The organism is Gulosibacter sediminis, assembly GCF_023370115.1.
Lineage (GTDB): Bacteria > Actinomycetota > Actinomycetes > Actinomycetales > Microbacteriaceae > Gulosibacter > Gulosibacter sediminis_A.
In genome coordinates this window covers 1,780,343-1,802,257 of the sequence record NZ_CP097160.1, presented here as the reverse complement: position 1 = coordinate 1,802,257, position 21,915 = coordinate 1,780,343, and the positions used below count along the sequence as shown (strand labels likewise).

At 69.3% G+C, this 21,915-nt stretch carries 22 protein-coding genes; 14 read left to right on the top strand and 8 right to left on the bottom strand.

Annotated elements, in window-relative coordinates; genetic code table 11:
- Positions 1-27 precede the first annotated feature (27 nt).
- From M3M28_RS08355 to M3M28_RS08340, 4 genes are all read right to left on the bottom strand, one after another.
- Positions 28-369 carry a P-II family nitrogen regulator gene (locus tag M3M28_RS08355; RefSeq protein ID WP_249386024.1) on the bottom strand — a complete coding sequence of 114 codons (342 nt, stop codon included), beginning with the start codon at positions 367-369 and terminating at the stop codon, positions 28-30.
- Positions 370-407: 38 nt separating this feature from the next.
- Complete coding sequence (locus tag M3M28_RS08350) at positions 408-1,688, bottom strand: ammonium transporter (protein ID WP_249386023.1); 1,281 nt, start codon at positions 1,686-1,688, stop codon at positions 408-410.
- A 201-nt stretch (positions 1,689-1,889) separates the two neighbouring features.
- Entirely contained in the window at positions 1,890-3,104 is a 1,215-nt protein-coding gene (locus M3M28_RS08345) for an allantoate amidohydrolase (protein WP_249386022.1), read from the bottom strand.
- Positions 3,101-4,276, bottom strand: coding sequence for an FAD-dependent oxidoreductase (locus M3M28_RS08340; RefSeq protein WP_249386021.1), 1,176 nt, complete (start codon positions 4,274-4,276; stop codon positions 3,101-3,103). The genes M3M28_RS08345 and M3M28_RS08340 overlap by 4 nt, the downstream gene beginning before the upstream one ends.
- Positions 4,277-4,415: 139 nt before the next feature.
- Between M3M28_RS08340 and M3M28_RS08335 the strand changes: the two genes are divergently transcribed.
- Positions 4,416-5,300 carry a LysR family transcriptional regulator gene (locus M3M28_RS08335; protein ID WP_249386020.1) on the top strand — a complete coding sequence of 295 codons (885 nt, stop codon included), beginning with the start codon at positions 4,416-4,418 and terminating at the stop codon, positions 5,298-5,300.
- On the opposite strand, the gene M3M28_RS12760 is transcribed toward M3M28_RS08335, so the two are convergent.
- Entirely contained in the window at positions 5,297-6,166 is an 870-nt protein-coding gene (locus M3M28_RS12760; RefSeq protein ID WP_349305324.1) for an NUDIX hydrolase, read from the bottom strand. The two genes, M3M28_RS08335 and M3M28_RS12760, sit on opposite strands and share 4 nt — an antisense overlap.
- Positions 6,167-6,251: 85 nt before the next feature.
- Here M3M28_RS12760 and M3M28_RS08325 point away from each other — a divergent pair, with 85 nt between their 5' ends.
- The 7 genes from M3M28_RS08325 to M3M28_RS08295 all read left to right on the top strand — a co-directional run bounded on the left by M3M28_RS08325 (position 6,252) and on the right by M3M28_RS08295 (position 13,942).
- Positions 6,252-6,638 (top strand): VOC family protein, encoded by a 387-nt coding sequence (locus tag M3M28_RS08325; protein WP_249386019.1) that lies wholly within the window; start codon positions 6,252-6,254, stop codon positions 6,636-6,638.
- 53 nt (positions 6,639-6,691) lie between these two features.
- Entirely contained in the window at positions 6,692-8,242 is a 1,551-nt protein-coding gene (gene miaB, locus M3M28_RS08320) for a tRNA (N6-isopentenyl adenosine(37)-C2)-methylthiotransferase MiaB (RefSeq protein ID WP_249386018.1), read from the top strand.
- Entirely contained in the window at positions 8,233-9,162 is a 930-nt protein-coding gene (gene miaA / locus M3M28_RS08315; RefSeq protein ID WP_249386017.1) for a tRNA (adenosine(37)-N6)-dimethylallyltransferase MiaA, read from the top strand. Before miaB ends, miaA begins: the two co-directional genes overlap by 10 nt.
- Positions 9,163-9,240: 78 nt before the next feature.
- Positions 9,241-10,140, top strand: a complete 900-nt coding sequence (dapF, locus tag M3M28_RS08310) for a diaminopimelate epimerase (protein ID WP_249386016.1) — start codon at positions 9,241-9,243, stop codon at positions 10,138-10,140.
- 99 nt (positions 10,141-10,239) lie between these two features.
- Positions 10,240-12,405, top strand: coding sequence for a bifunctional metallophosphatase/5'-nucleotidase (locus M3M28_RS08305; protein ID WP_249386015.1), 2,166 nt, complete (start codon positions 10,240-10,242; stop codon positions 12,403-12,405).
- A gap of 154 nt (positions 12,406-12,559) precedes the next feature.
- Positions 12,560-12,925, top strand: a complete 366-nt coding sequence (locus M3M28_RS08300; RefSeq protein WP_249386014.1) for an ArsR/SmtB family transcription factor — start codon at positions 12,560-12,562, stop codon at positions 12,923-12,925.
- Positions 12,926-12,961: 36 nt separating this feature from the next.
- Entirely contained in the window at positions 12,962-13,942 is a 981-nt protein-coding gene (locus M3M28_RS08295; RefSeq protein WP_249386013.1) for an SRPBCC family protein, read from the top strand.
- Here the strand turns inward: M3M28_RS08295 and M3M28_RS08290 are convergent.
- The gene (locus M3M28_RS08290) at positions 13,939-14,547 is read right to left on the bottom strand and encodes a class I SAM-dependent methyltransferase (protein WP_249386012.1); all 609 of its coding nucleotides are present in this window, start codon (positions 14,545-14,547) and stop codon (positions 13,939-13,941) included. The genes M3M28_RS08295 and M3M28_RS08290 overlap by 4 nt on opposite strands.
- 37 nt (positions 14,548-14,584) lie before the next feature.
- Between M3M28_RS08290 and hflX the strand changes: the two genes are divergently transcribed.
- Positions 14,585-16,252 carry a GTPase HflX gene (gene hflX / locus M3M28_RS08285; protein ID WP_431193837.1) on the top strand — a complete coding sequence of 556 codons (1,668 nt, stop codon included), beginning with the start codon at positions 14,585-14,587 and terminating at the stop codon, positions 16,250-16,252.
- A gap of 25 nt (positions 16,253-16,277) precedes the next feature.
- Here hflX and lexA read toward each other — a convergent pair whose 3' ends face one another.
- The gene (gene lexA / locus M3M28_RS08280; RefSeq protein ID WP_249386011.1) at positions 16,278-16,916 is read right to left on the bottom strand and encodes a transcriptional repressor LexA; all 639 of its coding nucleotides are present in this window, start codon (positions 16,914-16,916) and stop codon (positions 16,278-16,280) included.
- A 221-nt stretch (positions 16,917-17,137) separates the two neighbouring features.
- Here lexA and M3M28_RS08275 point away from each other — a divergent pair, with 221 nt between their 5' ends.
- From M3M28_RS08275 to M3M28_RS08260, 4 genes are all read left to right on the top strand, one after another.
- A complete protein-coding gene (locus tag M3M28_RS08275) occupies positions 17,138-17,482 on the top strand; it encodes a LysM peptidoglycan-binding domain-containing protein (RefSeq protein WP_249386010.1) in 345 nt (114 codons plus the stop codon).
- A gap of 136 nt (positions 17,483-17,618) precedes the next feature.
- Positions 17,619-18,740 (top strand): histidinol-phosphate transaminase, encoded by a 1,122-nt coding sequence (locus M3M28_RS08270; protein WP_249386009.1) that lies wholly within the window; start codon positions 17,619-17,621, stop codon positions 18,738-18,740.
- Positions 18,737-19,342 carry an imidazoleglycerol-phosphate dehydratase HisB gene (gene hisB / locus M3M28_RS08265; RefSeq protein ID WP_249386008.1) on the top strand — a complete coding sequence of 202 codons (606 nt, stop codon included), beginning with the start codon at positions 18,737-18,739 and terminating at the stop codon, positions 19,340-19,342. Before M3M28_RS08270 ends, hisB begins: the two co-directional genes overlap by 4 nt.
- Positions 19,339-20,085 (top strand): imidazole glycerol phosphate synthase subunit HisH, encoded by a 747-nt coding sequence (locus M3M28_RS08260; protein WP_249386007.1) that lies wholly within the window; start codon positions 19,339-19,341, stop codon positions 20,083-20,085. Before hisB ends, M3M28_RS08260 begins: the two co-directional genes overlap by 4 nt.
- Before the next feature lie 369 nt (positions 20,086-20,454).
- Here M3M28_RS08260 and M3M28_RS08255 read toward each other — a convergent pair whose 3' ends face one another.
- Positions 20,455-21,054, bottom strand: a complete 600-nt coding sequence (locus M3M28_RS08255; protein ID WP_249386006.1) for a hypothetical protein — start codon at positions 21,052-21,054, stop codon at positions 20,455-20,457.
- A gap of 103 nt (positions 21,055-21,157) precedes the next feature.
- Here M3M28_RS08255 and priA point away from each other — a divergent pair, with 103 nt between their 5' ends.
- Positions 21,158-21,907, top strand: a complete 750-nt coding sequence (gene priA / locus M3M28_RS08250) for a bifunctional 1-(5-phosphoribosyl)-5-((5-phosphoribosylamino)methylideneamino)imidazole-4-carboxamide isomerase/phosphoribosylanthranilate isomerase PriA (protein ID WP_249386005.1) — start codon at positions 21,158-21,160, stop codon at positions 21,905-21,907.
- The last annotated feature ends 8 nt before the right edge of the window (positions 21,908-21,915 follow it).

Genomic DNA, 21,915 nt, shown 5'->3' with positions numbered 1-21,915 from the left:
TATTGCCGGGGTGAAGGATGCTGACGGTTAGTTGATGGCGTCGTCGCCGGTCTGGCCGGTGCGCACGCGTACGACCGAGACCACGTCGGTGACCCAGATCTTGCCGTCGCCGATCTCGCCGGTGCGAGCGGCGTCGGCGATGGCCTCGACGACGGCGTCGACGGTCTCATCGGTGACGACGATCTCGAGGCGCACCTTGTCGACGAAGTCGACGGTGTAGGTCTGGCCGCGGAAGAACTCGGTCTTGCCCTCTTGCGTGCCGCGGCCGCGCGCATCGGTGACGGTGATGCCCTTGACGCCGTGTTCGGCGAGGGCGAGCTTGACGGGCACGAGCACGCTCGGCTGCAGAATTGCGGTGATGAGTTTCACGGGAGTGTCCTTTGCTGGAAGCGGTGGGGCGCGGCGGCTTAGCGCTCGTCGGTGCCGACGTAGGCGGTTTCGGCGTGGATGGGCTGGTCGAGGCCCGAGATCTCGGTCGCCTCGGGCACGCGCAGGCCGATGGTGCGCTTGAGCACGATCGCGATGACGTACGAGATGACGAAGGTGTAAATCGCGACCGAGACCATGCCGATGAGCTGAGAGCCTAGGAACGACCAGCTGCCGCCGTAGAGGATGCCGACGAACTCGGTGTTCGCGCCGCCGCCGGCGGCCGGGTCGGCGAGGAAGGCGAGCAGGGCGCTGCCCACGAGGCCGGGCACGAGGTGCACGCCAACGGCGTCGAGCGCGTCGTCGTAGCCGAAGCGAGCCTTGAGGCCGACCGCCCAGTAGGCGACCGCGGCGCCGACGCCGCCGACAATGAGCGCACCAACGGGCGAGAGAATGTCGGCGCCCGGCGTGACCGCGACGAGGCCGCCGAGCAGACCGGTCACGGCGCCGGCCGTCGTGGTGGCGCCGCGGTGGCTGCGCTCGATGATGAGCCAGACGAGCAGACCGGCGCAGAGCGCGGCGAGCGAGTTGAGGATTGCCAGGGCGGCGAACTCGTTCATCGCACCGGTCGAGCCGGCGTTGAAGCCCATCCAGCCGAAGGCGAGCAGCCACGCGCCGAGCACGATGAAGGGCACGTTGCCCGGGCGGCCGGGGGTCGGGAAGCCCTTGCGGCGGCCGAGCACGATCGAGAGGGCAAGCGCGGCGGCGCCGGCGTTTGTGTGCACAGCAATGCCGCCGGCGAAGTCGTGCACGCCGAGGTTGTTGACGATCCAGCCACCGATGTGGCTGCCGTCCTCCGAGCTGAACGAGAACACCCAGTGCGCGACGGGGAAGTAGCCGAGGGTGACCCAGAGGCCCGCGAAGAGCAGCCAGGCGCCGAACTTCATGCGGCCCTCGATCGCGCCGGCGACGATCGCGGTGGCGAGGCCGGCGAACATGAGGTGGAACGCGGCGGTCGCGACGGCCGAGGCAACACCCTCGTCGGGCGTGCCCGAGAGAATCGACTGGATGCCGAGGGCCTCGGTGACGTCGCCGATGATGCCGAGGCCGCCGACCGAGTTGCCGAGGATCAAGCTGTAGCCGAACACCACGAACAGCACCGCACCGACGGCGAAGCCGCCGAGCACGATCATGATGCTGTTGAGCACGTTCTTCGTGCGGGACATCCCGCCGTAGTAGAGGGCGAGCCCGGGCACCATGAGCACCATGAACACACAGGTCACGAGGACCCACATGGTGTTGATCGCTGACGTTGTCTCCATGACAATTCCGCCTTTGCTTTGCGTGAATACTTGAAGATAGTTTGCGTGCAACATCAAGTTGAAACCAAATCAAATCGGTAACGAAATGATAACGATGAGGTGAGATAAATGCGCTCTGACCAGGGAAAACAAAAGCGCACCGAGATCACCTTCCGCCAAGTAGGCGAAAGGGAATCTCGGTGCGCTCGTGGTGCCGCGCGATTAGCGCATCAGGGCCTCCAGGGCGGTTGCGAGGGCGATCGATCCGGCCTCGGCATCCTCGTCGGAGGTGCCCTCGTCGGGGGCGTGCGAGGTGCCCGAGGGGTTTCGCACGTAGAGCATCCCGGTGGGAATCACGCTCGCGAGCACGCCGGCGTCGTGCCCGGCGCCGGTGTCGAGCACGGGGGCATCCGGCAGCGCCGCCTCGAGCTGCGCGCGGAGCCCGGCGTCGAAACGCACCTCGCCGCTGAACGATTCCTCCTGCAGCTCGACGGTGCAGCCTTCCCGCTCGGCTGCGGCGCGGATGCGCTCGGTGATCTGCGCGAGCAGCTCACGCACGACCGACTCGTCGCGGTGGCGCAGGTCGAACCAGAGATCGGACTGCGAGGCGATGACGTTCGTGCCGCCGGGGATCGCGCGGAGGCGACCGACGGTGCCCCGTGCGTCGGGCGTCTGCTCGGCCGCCTCGCGCACGGCGAGGATCGCGTCGGCGAGCACCACGACCGGGTCCTGGCGGTCCTGCATTCGGGTCGTGCCGGCGTGGTCGCCGCGGCCGCGGATCTCGACGTGCCAGCGGCCGTGCGCGAGGATCGAGCGGCCGACCGCGACCGGCCGCCCGAGATCCTCGAGCCCGCGGCCCTGCTCGACGTGGAGTTCGACGAAGGCATGAATGTCGGCGAAGCGCTCCGGGTCGGGGCCGATCGCGTCGGGATCGATGCCAGCCGCACGGGCCGCGTCGGGGAAGGTGACGCCGTCCGCATCCGCGAGGCTGCGCGCGCGTTCGGGTGTCAGTGCGCCCGAGACGAGGCGGCTGCCGAGGCAGGGCACGCCGAAGCGCGAGCCCTCCTCCTCGGGGAAAACGACGAGTGCGAGCGGCCGGGCTGGATACTCGTTGGCCTCGCGAAGGAGGTCGAAGGCGCGCAGTGCGCTGACGACGCCGAGCGGGCCGTCGTAGGCGCCACCGCCTGGCACCGAGTCGAGGTGGCTGCCGGTGATCACGGCGCCGGCGCGGTCGCCGCTCGCAGGGAGCCACCAAGCCCAGACGATGCCGTTGCGGTCGAGTTCGACCTCGAGGCCGCGGCGGGTGGCCTGCTCGATGAACCAGCTGCGCAGCTCGAGCTCGGCCTCGCCGAGGCCGGGGCGGGTGTAGCCGCCGCGAACCGGGTCGCGACCGATCTCGGCGAGCTCGGCGAGGAGGTCTGCGGTGGGCGTGCTCATCGGGTCACCGCCCAGGCCGGCGAGGTCACGGCGAAGCGCGGGTGCGCGGTCGCGCCGAAGACGAGCTCGGCGATGAATTCGCCGAGGAGCGGCGCGAACTTCGCGCCGTGACCCGAGCAGGGCGAGGCGATGACGAGGCCCTCGGCCGCGTCGAGGAGGAAGTCCTCCTCGGGCAACATCGTGAACAGGCACGTCGTCTCGGCGTAGGGCTCGGGCACGAGGCCCGGCACCTGCTCGCGCACGTAGTCGATGATGCGCTCGCGGTTTGCGGGGTCGATCTCGCCGGTCTGCGTGCTGCCGTCGGTGATCGGCGTGCCGCCGAGGAACTCGGCGAGCTTCTGGCCGCGGAAATTGGCGTCGCGACCGCCGGGCAGGCTGTAGGTAAGGATGCGCTCGGACTTGTGGATGAATGTCGGCCAGCTCGTCGGGGCCCCCGGCTTGGGCTCGCCGATATCGGCCGCGTCACGGTATGGGAAGTGGTAGGCGTTCTCCTGGGTCACGACCGCCTGGGGGAGTCGGTCGATGAAGGCGCTCGGCAGCTCGGTCTCGACGAGCAGCTTCGAGAGCCATGCGCCCGCGGCGATGACGACCTGCGCCGCGCGAATCGTGGCGCCAGTCGTCGAGGTGACGACGTAGCTGGTGCCGTCGCGGCGGATGCTCGCGGCCTCCCAGCGCTCGATGAGGCGGGCACCCGCATCCGTCGCGAGGCGCAGCTGCGCGCGCACGGTCGACTCGGCGTCGATGACCCCGCCGCCCGGCTGCCAGAGCACCTCCGTGTCGAAGTTGATGCCGGGCCAGCGCTCGGCCGCGGCCGACGCGGGCAGCAACTCGTGGTCGATGCCGACCTCGTCGAGCACGCCCGCGAGGTGGCGCGGGTCGCGCAGGGTGCCGAAGTCGAGGGCGCCGCCGGGGGTGATGAGCTGCTGGCCCGCGAGGCGTTCGAGCTCGTCGTAGCGGCCACGCGCCTGGTCGACGAGGCGCGTGTAGAACGGGTCGGGGTAGGCGTAGCGGAAGATGCGGGCCGAGCCGTGCGAGCTGCCGTGCTCGCTCGCGGCGGTGTCGCGCTCGACGACCGTCACCTCGGTGCCCCGTACGGCGAGCTGATGCGCCGCGGCCGAGCCCATCAAACCCGCGCCGATGATCAGCACCTGCGTCGAGTCCTGCTCCGTCATAGTGTGTGCCCACCCGTCTCGGCCTGTCGCGACCACCGTTCGTGGCCGTCGCGGCGCGTGGGATAAGTACATCGGTCGATAGGTTCGATGTCCAATACTTATGTCACGCCGATTAATAGTGTTCCGCTATCGTTTGGGGATGGAACTCCGCCAGCTTCGGTACTTCTCGGTGCTCGCCGAGGAACTCCACTTCGGCCGCGCGGCCGAGCGGCTGCACATGTCGCAGCCGCCGCTGAGCGTGCAGCTGCGCAAGCTCGAGGACGAGCTCGGGCTGCCGCTGCTCGACCGCTCGACGCGGCGGGTCGAGCTCACCGCCGCCGGGCTCGAGCTGCAGCAGCGGCTCGCGCAGGTGCTGCCGCTGCTCGACGAAGCCCTGACCGGGCTTGACGAGGTGCAGCTCGGCCTGCGCGGCCGCGTGTCGATCGGCTTCGTGAGCTCGGCGAGCTACACCCTGTTGCCCGCGGGGTTGCGACGCTTTCGCGAATTACGGCCACACGTCGAGCCGCAATTGTTGCCGCTCACGACGAGCGAACAAATCGAGCGGGTGCAGGAGGGGCAGCTCGACGCCGGCATCGTGCGCGACCCCGCCGCGAGCGCGCTGTATGCCTCGACACCGTTGCGCTCCGAGCGCCTCGTCGCTTGCGTTCCGCGCGACCACGCGCTCGCGGCGGCTGAGTTGGTCACGCCCGCTGAGGTGGTCGAGCATCCGCTCATCGGCTACCCGCGCCACCTCATGGCGGGCTTCGTCGACCTCGTGCACGCGGCGCTCGCGCCGGCGTGCAGGCAGCTGCGGTACGCCCATAAGGTCGTGCACGAGGAGACGGGCCTCGGCTTCGTCGCGGCGGGGGAGGGCATCACCGTTTTGCCCGAGACCGTGCGCGAGCAGCTGCCCGTGTCGATCCGCGCCGTCACCATCGACACCGAGTTGCGCTCGCAGCTCGTCGCCGTGACGGCGCCGGGCGGCGTCGAATCCGCGGCCGCCGCCGCGTTCGTCGAGTGCCTCGTGGCCGCGGCGCGGGGCTAGCGCTCGCGCAGGGCCGGGAACACCGCATCCGCCAGCAGTGGCGCGAGATCGGCGCGCTCGGCGTCGAGCGCGACCCACTCGAGCTCGTCGATCTCGGCGTTCACCGCGACGCCTTCGACGAACGGATGCTCGAACACGCTCGCGACGACGGTGTGGTTCGGCTCGTTGGCCGCGTCGGTCTCGAAGTCGCCGAGGTGAGTGAGCTGCGCCGCATCGAGGTCGATACCGAGCTCCTCGCGCACCTCGCGGACGGCCGTCTGCTCGGTCGTCTCACCGGGCTCGGGCTTGCCGCCCGGGAACATGAAGCGCTGCGTGCCGCGCTTGCGCACCGTGAGCACGCGGCCCGCGTCGTCGCGAAGCACGACCGCGCTGACGACGATCCTTGAGCGCAGCGGGGCCTCGGCGGCCGCGGCCTCGGTCGCGGCGATCGAAGCATCGGCGCCGGCCGGGTCCGCGGGAGCAGAACGCCGGTCGAGCACCCAGGCACCGAGGCTGAGCGCCCCATTCGCCGCGGCGAGTACGACGCGGGGCCGTCGAACGCCGCCGCGGGCGAGCCGGTCGACGAGCTTCGCGTCGAGCCGTTCGGTGAGCGGCGAGACGGTGGCCGACGCCACGGCAAAGCCCGCGGCGACGGCGCCCAAGGCCTTGCCTCTGACGGGCTGCGGCCGTTCGGAGCGCAGCGCGGCGACGGCCGACCAGGCGGCCACGGCACCGATTGCGCCACGGTAGAGCAGCTTGCGGGTCGTGGCTGCGCCCCGCGGTTCGACGAGCGCGAGGGCCGCGAGCGCGGCCGACGAGGTGACGCCGAAGAGGGTCGAGCGGGAGTTGCCGAGCTGGTCAAGCAGAGAGCGAAGCGATGCGGCCATGCCATCAAAACTACGGGCTCACGGTGCCGCGTCGCTGGGCGCGACGTGCACCGCGCATCCAGTCCCGAAGACTAGCTTCTCGGCCATGAAGGTTACGCAGCACTATATTGCGCTCGACGCCGCCGACCACCTTGCGGAGGCCGCGTTCTGGGCCGCCGTGTTCAACGGCGAGGTGGGTGACGAACCCGATTGGGACGACTGGCGCACCGTCAAGGTCGACGGCCGCACGATCATCGCCGTGCAGCAGGCGCCCGACCACGTCGCCCCCGAATGGCCGAGCGACAACCCAGCGCGCCAGCAGCAACAGGCGCACCTCGACATCTACGTCGAACAGTCTGAGGTCGCGTCGGCCGAGGCCGAGGTGCTCGCGCTCGGCGCCCGCCTGTTGCAGGCGCATGAGGACGTGACCGCGCCCGAGGGGTTTCGGGTCTATGCCGACCCGGCCGGGCATCCCTTCTGTATCTGCTGGTGAACGTCGCCGCGCGCCCGCCGAAACCGGCCTGCCGCCGGTAGAATTGCCGAATCATGACTGAAACGGCCACCGCTATCGCTCCGTCCGACGCCTCCCGCAACGCCGATGGCTCGCCACGGAGCTTCTACGTGCGCACGCTCGGCTGCCAGATGAACGTGCACGACTCCGAGCGCATCACCGGCTCGCTGCTCGCCGCCGGCTACGTCGAGGCCGATACCGAAGACGCCGACGTCATCGTCATCAACACCTGCGCCGTGCGCGAGAACGCCGCCACGAAGCTCTACGGCAACCTCGGCCAGCTCGCGAGCCGCAAACGCGAGCACGAGGGCATGCAGATCGCCGTCGGCGGCTGCCTCGCGCAGATGGAGCAGCAGCAGATCGTCGACAAGGCGCCGCAGGTCGACGTCGTTTTCGGCACGCACAACATGGGCTCGCTGCCGGTGCTGCTCGAGCGCGCCCGCCACAATGAAGAGGCGCAGGTCGAGCTGCTCGAGGCCCTCGAGACGTTCCCGTCGACGCTGCCCACGAAGCGCGACTCGACCTATTCGGGCTGGGTGTCGATCTCGGTCGGTTGCAACAACACCTGCACCTTCTGCATTGTGCCGTCGCTGCGCGGAAAAGAGAAGGACCGCCGCCCGGGCGACGTGCTCAGCGAGGTGCGCGCGATCGTCGACCAGGGCGCCATCGAGGTGACCCTGCTCGGCCAGAACGTCAACTCGTACGGCGTCGACTTCGGCGACCGCCAGGCGTTCTCGAAGCTGTTGCGCGCCACCGGCGAGATCGAGGGCCTCGAGCGCGTGCGCTTCACGAGCCCGCACCCCGCCGCCTTCACCGACGACGTCATCGCCGCGATGGCCGAGACCCCCAACGTCATGCCGCAGCTGCACATGCCGCTGCAGTCGGGCTCCGACCGCGTGCTGCGCGAGATGCGCCGCTCGTACCGCTCGAAGAAGTTCCTCGGCATTCTCGACCGCGTGCGCGAGCAGATTCCGCACGCCGCGATCACGACCGACCTCATCGTTGGCTTCCCCGGCGAGACCGAAGAGGACTTCGAAGAGACGATGCGGGTCGTCGAGGCGTCGCGCTTCGCGAGCGCCTTCACGTTCCAGTACTCGATCCGCGAGGGCACGCCCGCCGCGACGATGCCGAACCAGGTGCCGAAGGAGGTCGTGCAGGAGCGCTTCGAGCGCCTGCTCGAGCTGCAGCAGCGTATCTCGCTCGAAGAGAACGAGAAGCTCGTCGGCACGACGCAGCAGGTGCTCGTCTCGGTCGACGAGGGCAAGAAGGATGGCGCGACGCACCGCCTCACCGGCCGCGCCGAAGACAACCGCCTCGTGCACTTCGCGCTGCCCGAGGGCGGCGAGCAGCCGCGCCCGGGCGACGTCGTCACCGTCGAGATCACGCGCGGCGCCCCGAGCTACCTGCTCGCCGACGGCAACGCGCCCCTGCGCATCCGTCGCACGCGCGCGGGCGACGCCTGGGACGCAGCGCAGGCCGCGTCCTGCGGCACCGGCGACACGGCGGCCGAGGGTGGCCGCGCCGTCAACCTTGGCCTGCCGACCCTGCGAGTGGGCGCGCCCGTCTCGCCGTCGAAGTGGCAGTAGCCGCCGAGCTCATCGTCATCGGCGGGGCGACGGGCACCGGCAAGACGGGTCTGTCGCTCGACGTCGCTGAGGAGTTGGCGCGCGCCGGGCGAGCGGCCGAGATCGTGAACGTCGACGCGATGCAGTTTTACCGCGGCATGGATATCGGCACGGCGAAGCTGCCGCCGCACCAGCGCCGGGGCATTCCGCACCACCTCTTCGACGTGCTCGACGTGACCGAGCCCTCGACGGTGGCCTGGTACCAGCCGCTCGCGCGGGCGTGCATCGACGAGATCATCGGGCGCGGGGCCGTGCCGATTCTCGTCGGTGGCTCGGGGCTCTACCTCGCCTCGGTCGTGTTCGACCTGAGCTTCCCCGGCCGCGATCCCGAGGTGCGCGCCGCCCTCGAGGCCGAGCTTGAGCAGTGGGGGCCGGGCATGCTGTTCCGGCGGCTGCAGGAGTTCGACCCCGAGGCGGCCGAGCGCATCGACCCGAAGAACGGCCGTCGGGTCGTGCGCGCCCTCGAGGCGATCAAGGTCACCGGCGAGAAGTTCTCGGCGCAGCTGCCCGAGCAGGATTCGTGGTGGCGGCCGACGGCGATGGTGCTCGCCGAGACGCCGCGCGCCGAGCTCGTGCAGCGGTTGGATGCGCGGGTCGAGGACATGTGGCGCGACGGCCTGGTCGACGAAACGGCCAGCCTCGTCGAGCGTGGCCTGAGCTACGACACCACGGCGGGCAAGGCCATCGGCTACGCGCAGGCGGCCGCCCAGTTGCGCGGCGAGCTGACGCAGGACGAGGCGATCGCGCAGGCGCAGGCGCTCACCCGGAAGTACGCCCGCCGCCAGGTCTCCTGGTTCCGCCGCTACGACACGGCCCTCCGACTCGACGCGACGGCCCCGGGCGCCGCCACCCAATCCGTCACCCACTTCGCAATCGGTTGAGTGGTCGATTTTTGTAGTGCTGGCGCCGCCAGCACTACAAAAATCGACCACTCAACCGATTCGGGAGAAAATGGGGGCATGACGCGCGTGCAGTTCACCAAGGGCCAGGCCACCGGCAACGACTTCGTATTCATTGCCGACCCCGACGGTGAGTTGAACCTCACGCCTGACGAGATCGCACGGCTCTGCGATCGCCACTTCGGCGTCGGCGCCGACGGCTACATCCGCGCCGTGCGCAGCGCCAAGCTGCCCGAGGGCGAGGAGATCCTCGCCGAGGCGCCCGAGGCCGAGTGGTTCATGGACTACGCGAACGCCGACGGCTCGATCGCCGAGATGTGCGGCAACGGCGTGCGCGCCTACGCCCGCTTCCTCACCGAGCGCGGCCTCGCGCGGCTCGCGCCGGGGGAGACGCTCGCGATCGGCACCCGCGCCGGCGTGAAGGATGTGCAGCGCACGGGCACCGGCGGCTTCCAGGTCGACATGGGCCGCTGGCGCCTCGCCGGCGGCGAACCTGTCGTCAGCGCATCCGGCCTCGACGTCGCCCGGCCCGGCCTCGGCATCAATGTCGGCAACCCGCACGTCGTCGTCGCCCTCGCGAGCGTCGACGAGCTCGAGCAGCTCGAGCTCGGCCGCCAGCCGGCGCTCGACCCCGAGCCGGTCGACGGCGCCAACATCGAGTTCGTCGTGCCGAGTGAGCCGATGGTGCGCGACGGCGTCGGCCGCGTGCAGATGCGCGTGTTCGAGCGGGGCTCCGGCGAAACGCTCTCGTGCGGCACCGGCGTCGTCGCGACCGCGCTCGCGGTGCGGCACTGGGCTGGCGCGGGCGCGCCGAACAACTGGCAGGTCGAGGTGCGCGGCGGCACGCTGCAGGTGCGCATGTTCCCCACCGAGGAGGGCGAGCACGTCGGCCTCGCCGGCGCGGCCGAGCTCTCGTTCGACGGCGAGCTCGAACTCGACGAGCTGCGGCGCGCTCGGTAACCATCCCGTAACCGCAGGGCCACATCGCGTATCCGCCCGTTCTCTAGGCTCGATCGTCGTGGGCGGGGTCGCCGCCCTTGACTGAGAATCGGAGCAGCGATGCGCGTAGCAAGCAAACTCTCCGCCCTCCTCGCGACCGCGGCACTCGTCGCGGCGGGTACTCCCGCCGTGGCCCAGGCCGCGTCGCCGATGGCGCAGACGGTTAACGAAGATGGCACCGTGACGGTGCAGCTGATCACCGTGAACGACGTTCACGGCCGCATCGGCGCCATGACGGTGCCTTGGGCGGGCACGATCGAACAGGCGCGGGCCGAGAACCCCGACTCGGTGCTCATCAGCGCGGGCGATAACCAGGGCGCGAGCCTGTTCGCTTCGTCGATCGCGAACGACGAGCCGATCATGGACGTCCTCAACACCGTCGGCGTCGACGCGATCGCCGCCGGTAACCACGAGTTCGACAAGGGCCTCGCCGACGTCGAGCGCATCGAGGAGTACCTCGGCCAGTCGCTCCTCGCCGCGAACATCTACGACGAGGCCGGCAACACGGTGCTCGACTCCTACAAGATCGTCGAGCGCGGCGGCCTGCGCATCGGCGTCATCGGCACCGCGCCCGAAGACCTCGCGACCCTCGTGTCGGCCGAGGCCTTCGACGGTCTGCAGGTCGGCGACGCCGTCGAGGCAGTGAACCGCGTGGCCGCCGAGATCGAAGACGACGTCGACCTCATCGTCGCCGACTTCCACGACGGCGCCACCGCTGGCGAGCCCGAGGGCGCGACCTGGGACTCCGAGCGTGCGAAGCCCGGGCTCATCCAGCAGATCGACACCGAGCTCACGCCGGCGGTCGACGTCGTGCTCAACGCACACACCCACCGCGTCTACAACTGGACCGACACGGTCGAGGAGACCGGCGCCACCCGCCCGGTCATCCAGACCGGTGAGTACATGAACAACATCGGCGTCATCGAGGTCACCTACGACCCGGCGAGCGGCGAGGTCGTCGACTTCACGAGCGAGCTGCGCGCACGCACCACGACCCCGACCGACGAGCTCATCGCGACCTATCCCGTCGTCGCCGAGGTGAACGACATCGTCAACGACGCGCTCGCCGACGCCGAGGTGCTCGGCGGCGTGCCCGTCGGCAACATCACGACCGACATCACCCGCGAGGGCGTCGCCGCCGAAGACACGAGCTACCCGGGCGAATCGGCCCTCGGCAACCTCGTCACCGACATGATGGTGCAGGAGGGCGAGCAGTACGGCGCCCAGATCGGCATGGGCAACGCCGGCGGCGTGCGCGCCGACCTGCTCTACGGCGAGGACGGCGTCGTCAGCTACTCCGAGCTCCAGGCCGTCATGCCGTTCGTGAACAACCAGTTCGTCGTCGAACTCACGGGCGAGCAGGTGCGCACGCTCATCGAGCAGCAGTTCCGCGAGGACGGCAGCTACACGCACATCTCGTTCTCGAGCAACCTCACCTACACCTACGACCCCGAGGCGGAGTTCGGTAACAAGGTGAGCGACGTCTACTTCGAGGGCGCGCTGATCGACCCCGACGAGGTCTACAGCATCATCACCTACGGCTTCCTCGCGAGCGGCACGACCGGCTTCCCGGTGTTCCAGGACGCGATCTCGAAGACCGACACCGGCCGCATCGACCTCGACATGTTCCGCGACGCGTTCGCCGACTCGCTCGAGGGCGACGCAATTGCGCCCGACTTCTCGCGCCGCAGCGTGCAGCTGACGGGTGCGCCGGATGCTCCGGTCGCGGCCGGCGAGCAGGTCACCTTCGCGCTTGGCGACCTCGACCTCACCTCGGCGGGCACCCCGCTCGCGAGCGAGATCACGGGCACCCTCGTGACCGCCGACGGCACGCGCATCGAGCTCGGCTCGTTCACGGCCGTTGACGGGGCTGCCGACATCTCGTTCGCGCTGCCCGAGGCTGACGCGGGCGACGCCACGATTGAGCTCGAGGTGGCGGATGCGGGCACTCTCGTCCGCGTGCCGCTGACGGTCGAGGCGGGCGCCGAGCCGACCCCCGCGCCGACCGCGTCGACCCCGGCCGAGACCGAGCAGGCAACGGACGGCCCCGAGACCACCGCACCGGGTGCATCGGCTTCCGCCACGTCGACGAGCACAGCGGCCGCTGATGGCAGCGACGACTCGCTCGCGACGACCGGTGCGCAGGTGCTGCCGCTCGGCCTGCTCGCCGCCGCGACGGTCGTGCTCGGCGCCGTGCTCGTGCTGCGCCGCCGCACCCAGGCGTAGGCGCACGCCGCACTCACGACGATGCCCGGGTCACCGCGAAGGTGACCCGGGCATCGTCGTGCTGTGAGCATCCGCGGTCGAAGGCGACCCACTCAGCAAGCTGCCAGCATCCGGCTCTTGCCACGGGCATCCGCGCACCCTAACGTATAACCAAATGGTTGAACGAATCGAGCTCACCGATGAGCAAATGGATCGCATCTTTCACGCCCTGTCTCAGACGACGCGGCGGGACATGCTCCGGCGCACGCTCGAGGCCGAGCGATCGGTCTCGGAGCTCGCCCGCGAGTACGACATGTCGTTCGCCGCGGTGCACAAGCACCTCAGCGTGCTCGAGCGTGCCGAGCTCGTCATCAAACGTGCCGAGGGCCGCGAACGCCGAATCCGAGCGAACCCCGACATGATCGCCAGAGCGCGCACCCTGCTCGCCCAATACGAGGCGATGTGGCGCGCCCGCATCGCCAGACTCGACGAGCTGCTCGCCGAGGACCCGAAGCCATCCGACCCCAACACCTCCGCCTGATCTGCCCCACCGCACGGCCCAACCGAAGGAAAGCTCATGCCGGTCACCGACACCACCATCGACACCGAAAACCTGACCATGACGCTCGTCGCCGAATTCGCCGCCCCCGTGTCGCGAGTTTGGCAGGCGTTCACGACTCCCGAACAGCTCAACCGCTTCTTCGGGCCGCCCACGTGGCCCGCCACATTCACCGAGTTCGACCTGCGCCCGGGCGGCAAGGCCCAATATCACATGACCGGGCCGAAGGGTGAGACCTCCGCGGGAGCGTGGGAGTTCATCGAGGTGACCGAGGGGCAGAGCTTCACGGTGCTCGACATGTTCACCGACGACACCGGCAACCCGCAGACCGAGCTGCCGCAGATGCGCGTGACCTACGCATTCGAGCCGAACGGCAAGGGCACGCGCTTCACCAACGTGACCCACTTCGAGTCGCATGAGGCACTCGAACAGATCGTCGCCATGGGCGGCGTCGAGGGCTCGAAGCTCGCTTTCAACCAGCTCGACGCGGTGCTGCAAGACCTCCGCGAGTTTGCCGAGGGCAAGGGCACGACGCTCGAGCTCCTCAGCGAGACGTACGCGCGCATCACCCGCCTCATCAACGGCCCGCGGCACCTCGTGTGGCGCGCCTACACCGAGCCCGAGCTGCAACGGCGGTGGGCGCTCGGCCCGGATGGCTGGGAGATGACCGTCTGCGAAATCGACCTCACGGTCGGCGGCAAGCAGCGCACCGAGTGGGCCCCCGTCGGCGACACCGAGGGCGAGGGCTTCGGCTTCGAGGGCGAGAACCTGCTCATCGAGCCCGAGAGCCGCCTCGTCTCGACTGAGCGCATGATCGGCACCGAGGGGCCGACGAACGTGAACGACCTCCACCTCTTCGAGGAGGACGGCGCGACGCTCGTCACCCTCGTTGTCGAGTACGAGAGCGAAGAGGTTCGCGACACGATCCTCGCGACCGGCATGGTCGACGGCATGGAGCAGAGCTACGCCCGCCTCGAGCGCGTCATGGGCGGGTTCTAGCTCACGCGCTTGACGAGCAGGATGCGGAACCCGCCGTCGGTGCGCGGGCGCGAGACCTCGTACCCCGCACCGAGGGCCTCGGCGAGTCGTCGCTGCAGCGAGTCGGCGCCGAGGTTCTTGCCCACCACGAGCCAGGCCTCGCCGCCGACGCGCAGCCGTGGCAGCCACGTCAGCAGCAGTTCATCGAGCGCTTCCTTGCCGATACGGATGGGCGGGTTTGACCAGATCACGTCGAACTCAAGCTCCGCCGGCAGCTGCTCGGCTTTGACCGCCCGCACGCGGTCGAGGCCGAGCCGCTTCGCGTTCGTGGCGGTGAGCTCGAGGGCGCGTTCGTTCACGTCGAGCGCCCACACGTCGAGCTGCGGAGAGGCGAGGCCGAGGCTCAGGCTGATGGGGCCCCAGCCGCAGCCGATGTCGAGGGCCGTGCCGGTCTCGGGCGGCGCGGGCACGTGGTCGAGCAGGATGCGCGTGGCCTTGTCGAGTCGGTCGGCCGAGAACACGGCGCTCGCGGTGGCGAGGCGAACCTCGCGCCCCTGCAGCACTACGTCGATCTCGCGCTGGTTCGCGTTCGCTGTGGGCTGCGCGGCAAAGTAGTGCTCAGACATGTTTCGAACGTAGCGCAGCGCGTATCCTGGTCGCAGCATGCCCCTAGACGAAACCAGCGCCAACGGCGCCCCAAATTCTGACGACGCTCGCGACGATGCGACCGAATCGCTGCTCGACCGAGTTCTGCGCAGCGCCGAACCAAACCGCAGCCGCACGACGATGTTCCACGACGAGCGGCGCGCCAGCGCGCTCCAGAACGACGACACCATCTCGCACAGTGATGCCGACGGCCTCCAGCTCGACCGCGAGGAGCGCCGATCGCTCCAGCACGTCGACGGCCTCTCGACCGAGCTCGAGGACGTCACCGAGGTCGAGTACCGCCAAGTGCGCCTCGAGAAGGTCGTGCTCATCGGCGTCTACGCCGCCGGCACGATCGAAGACGCCGAGAACTCGATGCACGAGCTCGCCGCGCTCTGCGAGACGGCCGGCGCGGCCGTGCTCGACGGCATCCTGCAGCGACGCCCGCATCCCGACGCCTCGACCTATCTCGGGCGCGGCAAGGTCGAGGAGCTCGCCGACATCGTCCGCTCGGTTGGCGCCGACACCGTCGTCGCCGATACCGAGCTCGCCCCCTCGCAGCGCCGCGCACTCGAGGACCAGGTGAAGGTGAAGGTCATCGACCGCACCGCCGTCATCCTCGACATCTTCAGCCAGCACGCCAAGAGCCGCGAGGGTAAGGCGCAGGTCGAACTCGCGCAACTCGAGTACCTCCTGCCGCGCCTGCGCGGTTGGGGTCAGTCGATGTCGCGACAGGCCGGTGGCCAGGTCGGTTCGGCCGGCGCAGGTATGGGCTCGCGCGGCCCCGGTGAGACGAAGATCGAGCTCGACCGCCGCCGCATCCACACCCGCATGGCGCGACTGCGCCGCCAGATCGCCGGCATGAAGACCTCGCGCGACACGAAGCGCGCCGAGCGCGGTCGCAACCTCGTGCCCTCAGTGGCGATCGCCGGCTACACGAACGCGGGCAAGTCGTCGCTGCTCAACCGCATCACGCGCGCTGGCGTGCTCGTCGAGAACCAGCTGTTTGCGACGCTCGACGCGACGGTGCGCCGCACCGAGACGCCCGAGGGCCGGCCGTACACGCTCGCCGACACCGTCGGCTTCGTGCGCAACCTGCCGCACCAGCTCGTCGAGGCGTTCCGCTCGACGCTCGAAGAGGTGGCCGATTCGGATGTGCTCGTGCACGTGGTCGACGCGAGTCACCCCGACCCGGCGGGCCAGATTCGCACGGTGCGCGAGGTCATCTCCGAGATCGACTCGCGCGACGTGCCCGAGCTCATTGCCTTCAACAAGGCCGACCTCATCGACGCCGACACGCGCCTCATGCTGCGTGCCCTTGAGCCGAACTCGGTGTTCGTTTCGGCGCGCACGGGGGAGGGCGTCGAGGAGCTGCAGGAGCGCATCGCCGAGATGCTGCCGATGCGCGAGATCGAGGTCGAACTCGTCGTGCCGTACCAGCGCGGCGATCTCGTGTCGATGCTGCACGACCAGGGCGGCGTGCTGCGCGAGCTGCACGACACCGACGGCACGCACCTGCGCGCCCGCGTGCATCCCGACCAGATGGGCCTGTTCGAAGAGTTCAGAGTCGCCGGCCGCTCGGCGCCCGAGGGCAAGAAGCCCACGGTGCGGCACAAGCCGCGCGCCCGCGTCGAGGAGTCGACCGAACGGGTGCTGAGCCTGCCGCGGGTCGACTACGACAACTAGTACGACAACGAACTAGGGCGAGCGGCTAGACCGAGCGCAGCACCGCGACGACCTTGCCGAGCACCGTCGCCTCGTCGCCGAGGATCGGCTCGTAGTTCGAGTTGCGCGGCAGCAGCCAGGTGTGGCCGTCGCGCTGGCGGAACACCTTCACGGTGGCCTCGCCGTCGAGCATTGCGGCCACAATGTCGCCGTTGTTCGCGGTTGGCTGCTGTCGCACGACGACCCAGTCGCCGTCGCAGATCGCGGCGTCGATCATCGAGTCGCCCGACACGAGCAGTAGGAACAGCTCGCCGTCGCCGACGACCTGGCGGGGGAGCGGGAAGACCTCTTCGACTTGCTGCTCGGCCGTGATCGGCACGCCGGCCGCGATGCGCCCGACGAGGGGCACGAGCGCGGTGGGGCCGGGCGTGATGCTCGGTTCGACCTCGTCGATGGCGACGTTCACGAGCAGCTCGATGGTGCGGGCCTGGTTCGCGTTGCGGCGAATGTAGCCGCGCTTCTCGAGCTGGTTGAGCTGATAGGCCACCGACGAGGAGCTGATCAGGCCCACGGTGTCGCCGATCTCTCGGATGCTCGGGGCGAAGCCATTGCTGTTCTGGAACGTCGCGATGAACGAGAGAATGCGCTGTTGTGTGTCCGACAGGGGCTTGATCTGCTTGGCCATCGGCCCTCCTGAGGTGGTGGTCACGCGGCCATGTCGTAGGCCCGTGGTCAGCTGTGTTCCGTTGAAGTCACCCTACGTGGCATCAGCACCGGACTCAAACATCTTTTCGAGCGTGTCGCCCTCATTTTCGAGAAAGTGTTTGCTTTTCGAACAAGTCGAATCTATATTCGAAACAGATGTTCGCATGCGCTTCGCATGCACGTCGAAAGGAAGCGACCAACATGACTGCTCTCACTGCACGCACCAGCGCCACCGCGCAGCCCCGCCTGCGGCTCACGAGCCGTGGTCGTCGCCTGCTCGGCGCCGTTCTGCTCGCTCCAGTTGCCCTCGGCATCGGGGTTGGCATCGCCCAGGTTCCCGCCGCGCTCGCCTCGAACACGAGCAGCGCATCCGCAACCACGTTCGAACACCACACGGTGCTCGCGGGCGAGACGCTCTGGAGCATCGCCGACGACATCGCCGACGGCCACGACGTGCGCGACGTCGTGCACGAGATCATGCGCCTCAACCTGCTCGAGAGCTCCTCGGTGCAGGCCGGCCAAGAGCTCGCGCTGCCGAACTACTAGACCCCACAGATTTCCGGGCCGCGGACACGGCCGCGGTCCGGAAGCCACGCACCACCACCATTTCCGTGCCGGGCGCCGCAGCCACCCCTTCCGGAGGCGGCGCCCGCGGTGGTTTCCGGGTGCCTAAGATAAGGGGGTGACGAGCTTCGAAGACCTCCCGATTCGCGACGACCTGCGTGGGCTGACGCCGTACGGCGCGCCACAGGACGCGCTGCCGATCACCATCAACGTCAACGAGAATCCATTCTCGGTGCCGGAGGCCGTCGCGCTGTCGATCATCCAGCGCATCTCGCTCACCCTGCCGGGGCTCAACCGCTACCCCGACCGCGAATTCACCGAGCTCCGCGAGCGCCTCGCCGACTACCTCGGCCACGGGCTCACCCCCGCGCACATCTGGGCCGCAAACGGCTCGAACGAGGTGCTGCAGCAGCTGCTCCAGGCCTTCGCCGGCGCCGGCCGCAAGATCATGAGCTTCGCCCCGACCTATTCGATGTACCCGCTGCTCGCGAAGGGCGTCGGTAGCGAGTGGGTCGCAGCACCGCGCGACGAGAACTTCGAACTCACCCCCGAACGCGTGCGCACAGCTATCGAGGCCGAGCGTCCCGACGTCGTGCTGCTCTGCACGCCGAACAACCCCACGGGCACCCCGCTCGACCTCGACACCATCGCGGCCGCCTACGACGCGACCGACGGCATCGTCATCGTCGATGAGGCGTACGCCGAGTTCCGTCATGACGGTGCGCCCACTGCGCTGAGCCTGCTCGAGGGGCGCCCGCGGCTTGTCATCTCTCGCACCATGTCGAAGGCCTTCGCTTTCGCCGGCGTGCGCCTCGGCTACTTTGCCGCCGACCCGGCCGTTGCCGACGCCGTGCGGCTCGTGCGCCTGCCCTACCACCTCTCGGCGATCACGCAGGCCGCGGCGATCGCGGCGCTCGAGCACCGCGACACGATGCTCGCGCAGGTCGACCGCATCCGCAGCCAGCGCGACCGCATCGTCGACGAAGCCGCCGCGCTTGGCTACCGCCCGTACCGCTCCGACGCGAACTTCGTGCTCATCGGCGGCGTCGCCGACCCCGCCGAAATGTTCGAGGAGTTCGTGCGCCGCGGCATCCTGATTCGCAACACCGGCCCCGCCGACTGCATCCGCGTCACCGCCGGCACCGAGTCCGAAACCGACGCGTTCCTCTCGGCCCTCGCCGAGATCACCGCCGCCCGACCCGAGCTGCAGCTCACTGGTTCCGAAGGAGTCAGCGCATGACCGAACCCCGTACCGCCACCGTCGAACGCGCCACGAGCGAGTCAAGCATCCGCCTGAGCCTCAATCTTGACGGCACCGGCGCCTCGAATATCAACACCTCGGTGCCGTTCTACGACCACATGCTCACCGCTTTCGCGAAGCACTCGCTCACCGATCTCACGATCGAGGCAAAGGGCGACGTGCACATCGACGAGCACCACACCATCGAAGACACCGCGATCGTGCTCGGCGAGGCGATCCGCGAGGCCCTCGGCGACAAGCGCGGCATCGCGCGCTACGGCGACGCCCTCGTGCCGCTCGACGAGGCGCTCGCGCAGTGCGTCGTCGACATCTCGGGCCGGCCGTTCCTCGTGCACTCGGGCGAGCCCGAGGGCTTCGAGTTTCACCGCATCGGCGGCCACTTCACCGGCTCGATGGTGCGCCACACGTTCGAGGCGATCACGTTCCACGCCGGGCTGACCGTGCACCTGCGCGTGCTCGGCGGGCGCGATCCGCACCACATCGCCGAGGCCGAGTTCAAGGCATTCGCCCGCGCCTTCCGTGCCGCGAAGCGACTCGACCCCGAGGTCGACGGCATTCCCTCCACCAAGGGTGCCCTGTGACCGGCGCCCGGCCGAACGTCGTCGTCTTCGACTACGGCTTCGGCAACGTGCACTCGGCGGTCAAGGCGCTCGAGGCGGCCGGCGCCGACGTCGAGCTCACCGCCGACCGCGACAAGGCGCTCGAGGCTGACGGCCTCCTCGTGCCGGGCGTCGGCAGCTTCGCGAGCGTCATGGACGGCCTCGCGAAGGCCGACGGCCCGCGCATCGTGGGCAGCCGCCTCGCGGGTGGCCGCGCCGTGCTCGGCATCTGCGTCGGCATGCAGGTGCTGTTCGCGCACGGGGTCGAGGGTACGAGCGCCGATCCGAACGCGCCGCAGCTCGAGCGCGAAGAGACCGAGCGCATCCACGCCCGCAACGCCGATGAGTTCTGGTGGAACGATGACGCCAACGATTCGGCCGCGGGCACGCCCGGCCTCGGCGAGTGGCCCGGCGTCGTGCGCGAACTGCGCTCGCCGCGGCTGCCGCACATGGGTTGGAACACCGTCGAGGTGCCCGAGGGCTCGCAGCTATTCGCGGGCATCGAATCCGAGCGGTTCTACTTCGTGCACTCGTACGCCGCGACCGAACTCGAGATCCCCGAGATTCTGCCGGGCGTGAAGGGCCCGCTGCGCACCTACTCGACCTATGGCGAGCGCTTCATCGCCGCGGTCGAGAACGGCCCGCTCACGGCGACCCAATTCCACCCCGAAAAGTCGGGCGAGGCGGGCATCGCGCTGCTGCGCAACTGGCTCCGCACGCTGTAGCAGGCGAGCGCCTTTCCGTTCCTCGAAGGCGGCCTGCGCCGCCCCATTGGGGCCTCGTCGCGCTCAGCGGCGCTGTCAGCGACAACTGGCGCTGTCAGCATCGCGCCTATTGTCGCTGACGGCGCCACTGACATTTGCGCGGTGTCGCTGAGAGCGCCACTTCCATTCGCATTGCGTCGCTGACAGCGCCACTGCTCACGCGACTGCCACCAGGGTGCAGTTGGGCGACGGCCGCGGCAGAGATGAGCACCCCACGGGCATCAAAGTTCGCGACCCCACCGCGACGTGTGTCGGGTCACGTTGCCTCGTTGAGCCGTTCAGGCAATGAATTTGACGCCACATCGTTTACAGCGTCACGGGGAAGAGCCGCTAGGCGCGCACCATCGCCCAGATCGGTGACCGCGACGACGTCGGCGCGGCGCCCGACTCGACCCAGTTCGCCTGGGCGAGCAGCATCGGCAGCGCGTGCTCGATCGCGATGTCGCCACGGCGAGCGCGCTGCACGGGATGCCCGGCGGGCATGCCGCCGCTGCGGCTCGCCTCGAGCAGGGCCTCGTAGAGCACGCGGTAGTGCGTCGCCGTGACCGGCCGGCAGGGGCTGCCGTGCAGCATGAGCCGCGCGATGCGCCGACGAGAGTCGCGCAGGTTAATCCACCAACCGCCTCGACTCACGACCATCTGAAACGAGGTGAGGTCACCGAGCGGAATCTCGGTGCGCCCGACGCGCAGGATGCGCTGGCCCGGGTCGAGAGTGACGGGTCGCGGCTGCAGCAGGCGCGCCGCGCCGGCACCGAACAGCAAGAGCAGCGGCACCGAATACACGGTGGCGATCGCGATGTCGCGGGTGAGCGACGTGAGGAAGATGCCAATGCCGAGCCACACGAGCAGGGGAGCGAGCACCACCCAATAGACGGGGTGGCAGCCGCGGTTAAAGACCGCGACCGCGGCCGGCGCCGGCTGATACGTCACGCAGCTTCCTCATCGTTCGGCCGAGTTGGCGGATATCCCTTAGGCTGGTCAACGCTAACAGGCCCGCTGCGGCCTGAAATCGTTGAGTGACCAAGGAAGCCAATTGAGTGAATTCAGTGCGCAGCCGGAGCTGACGCTGTTCCCCGCCGTCGACATCGCCGACGGCAAGGCCGTACGACTCGTTCAGGGCGAGTCTGACTCGGCCACGAACTACGGCGACCCGGTCGACGCCGCCGCCGACTTCGCCAAGCAGGGCGCCGAATGGATTCACCTCGTTGACCTCGACGCCGCGTTCGGCCGCGGCGAGAACCGCGCCGTGATTCGCCGCGTCATCCGCTCGTTGCGTGACAAGGTTCAGGTCGAGCTCTCGGGTGGCATTCGCGATGACGAGTCGCTCGAGCGCGCCGTCGAGATGGGCGTCAAGCGCGTCAACCTCGGCACCGCGGCTCTCGAGAACCCCGAGTGGGCGGCGAACGCCATCAGCCGCTACGGCGAGCTCATCGCGGTCGGCCTGGATGTGCGGGGTACGACCCTCGCCGCGCGCGGCTGGACCCGCGAGGGCGGCGACCTCTGGACCGTGCTCGACCGCCTCGAAGAGGCGAGCTGCGCCCGCTACGTCGTCACCGACGTGACGAAGGACGGCACGCTCAAGGGCCCGAACCTCGACCTCCTGCGCCAGATCCTCGAGCGCACCGACCGTCCGGTCATCGCCTCGGGCGGCGTCGCGAACCTCGACGACATCGCCGCGCTGCGCGAACTCGTGCCGCTCGGCCTCGAGGGCGCCATCGTCGGCAAGGCGCTCTACTCGGGTGCGTTCACGCTGCGTCAGGCGCTCGACGTCGCCAGCGACTAGGCGGCGCA

Coding starts and splice junctions, on each gene's coding strand:
- hflX (WP_431193837.1), top strand. CDS start 14,585: ATGCCCCTAGACGAAACCAGCGCCAACGGCGCCCCAAATTCTGACGAC.
- dapF (WP_249386016.1), top strand. CDS start 9,241: ATGACGCGCGTGCAGTTCACCAAGGGCCAGGCCACCGGCAACGACTTC.
- miaB (WP_249386018.1), top strand. CDS start 6,692: ATGACTGAAACGGCCACCGCTATCGCTCCGTCCGACGCCTCCCGCAAC.
- lexA (WP_249386011.1), bottom strand. CDS start 16,916: ATGGCCAAGCAGATCAAGCCCCTGTCGGACACACAACAGCGCATTCTC.
- M3M28_RS12760 (WP_349305324.1), bottom strand. CDS start 6,166: ATGGCCGCATCGCTTCGCTCTCTGCTTGACCAGCTCGGCAACTCCCGC.
- M3M28_RS08325 (WP_249386019.1), top strand. CDS start 6,252: ATGAAGGTTACGCAGCACTATATTGCGCTCGACGCCGCCGACCACCTT.
- M3M28_RS08275 (WP_249386010.1), top strand. CDS start 17,138: ATGACTGCTCTCACTGCACGCACCAGCGCCACCGCGCAGCCCCGCCTG.
- M3M28_RS08335 (WP_249386020.1), top strand. CDS start 4,416: ATGGAACTCCGCCAGCTTCGGTACTTCTCGGTGCTCGCCGAGGAACTC.
- M3M28_RS08290 (WP_249386012.1), bottom strand. CDS start 14,547: ATGTCTGAGCACTACTTTGCCGCGCAGCCCACAGCGAACGCGAACCAG.
- M3M28_RS08350 (WP_249386023.1), bottom strand. CDS start 1,688: ATGGAGACAACGTCAGCGATCAACACCATGTGGGTCCTCGTGACCTGT.
- M3M28_RS08340 (WP_249386021.1), bottom strand. CDS start 4,276: ATGACGGAGCAGGACTCGACGCAGGTGCTGATCATCGGCGCGGGTTTG.
- M3M28_RS08345 (WP_249386022.1), bottom strand. CDS start 3,104: ATGAGCACGCCCACCGCAGACCTCCTCGCCGAGCTCGCCGAGATCGGT.
- M3M28_RS08305 (WP_249386015.1), top strand. CDS start 10,240: ATGCGCGTAGCAAGCAAACTCTCCGCCCTCCTCGCGACCGCGGCACTC.
- M3M28_RS08300 (WP_249386014.1), top strand. CDS start 12,560: ATGGTTGAACGAATCGAGCTCACCGATGAGCAAATGGATCGCATCTTT.
- M3M28_RS08295 (WP_249386013.1), top strand. CDS start 12,962: ATGCCGGTCACCGACACCACCATCGACACCGAAAACCTGACCATGACG.
- hisB (WP_249386008.1), top strand. CDS start 18,737: ATGACCGAACCCCGTACCGCCACCGTCGAACGCGCCACGAGCGAGTCA.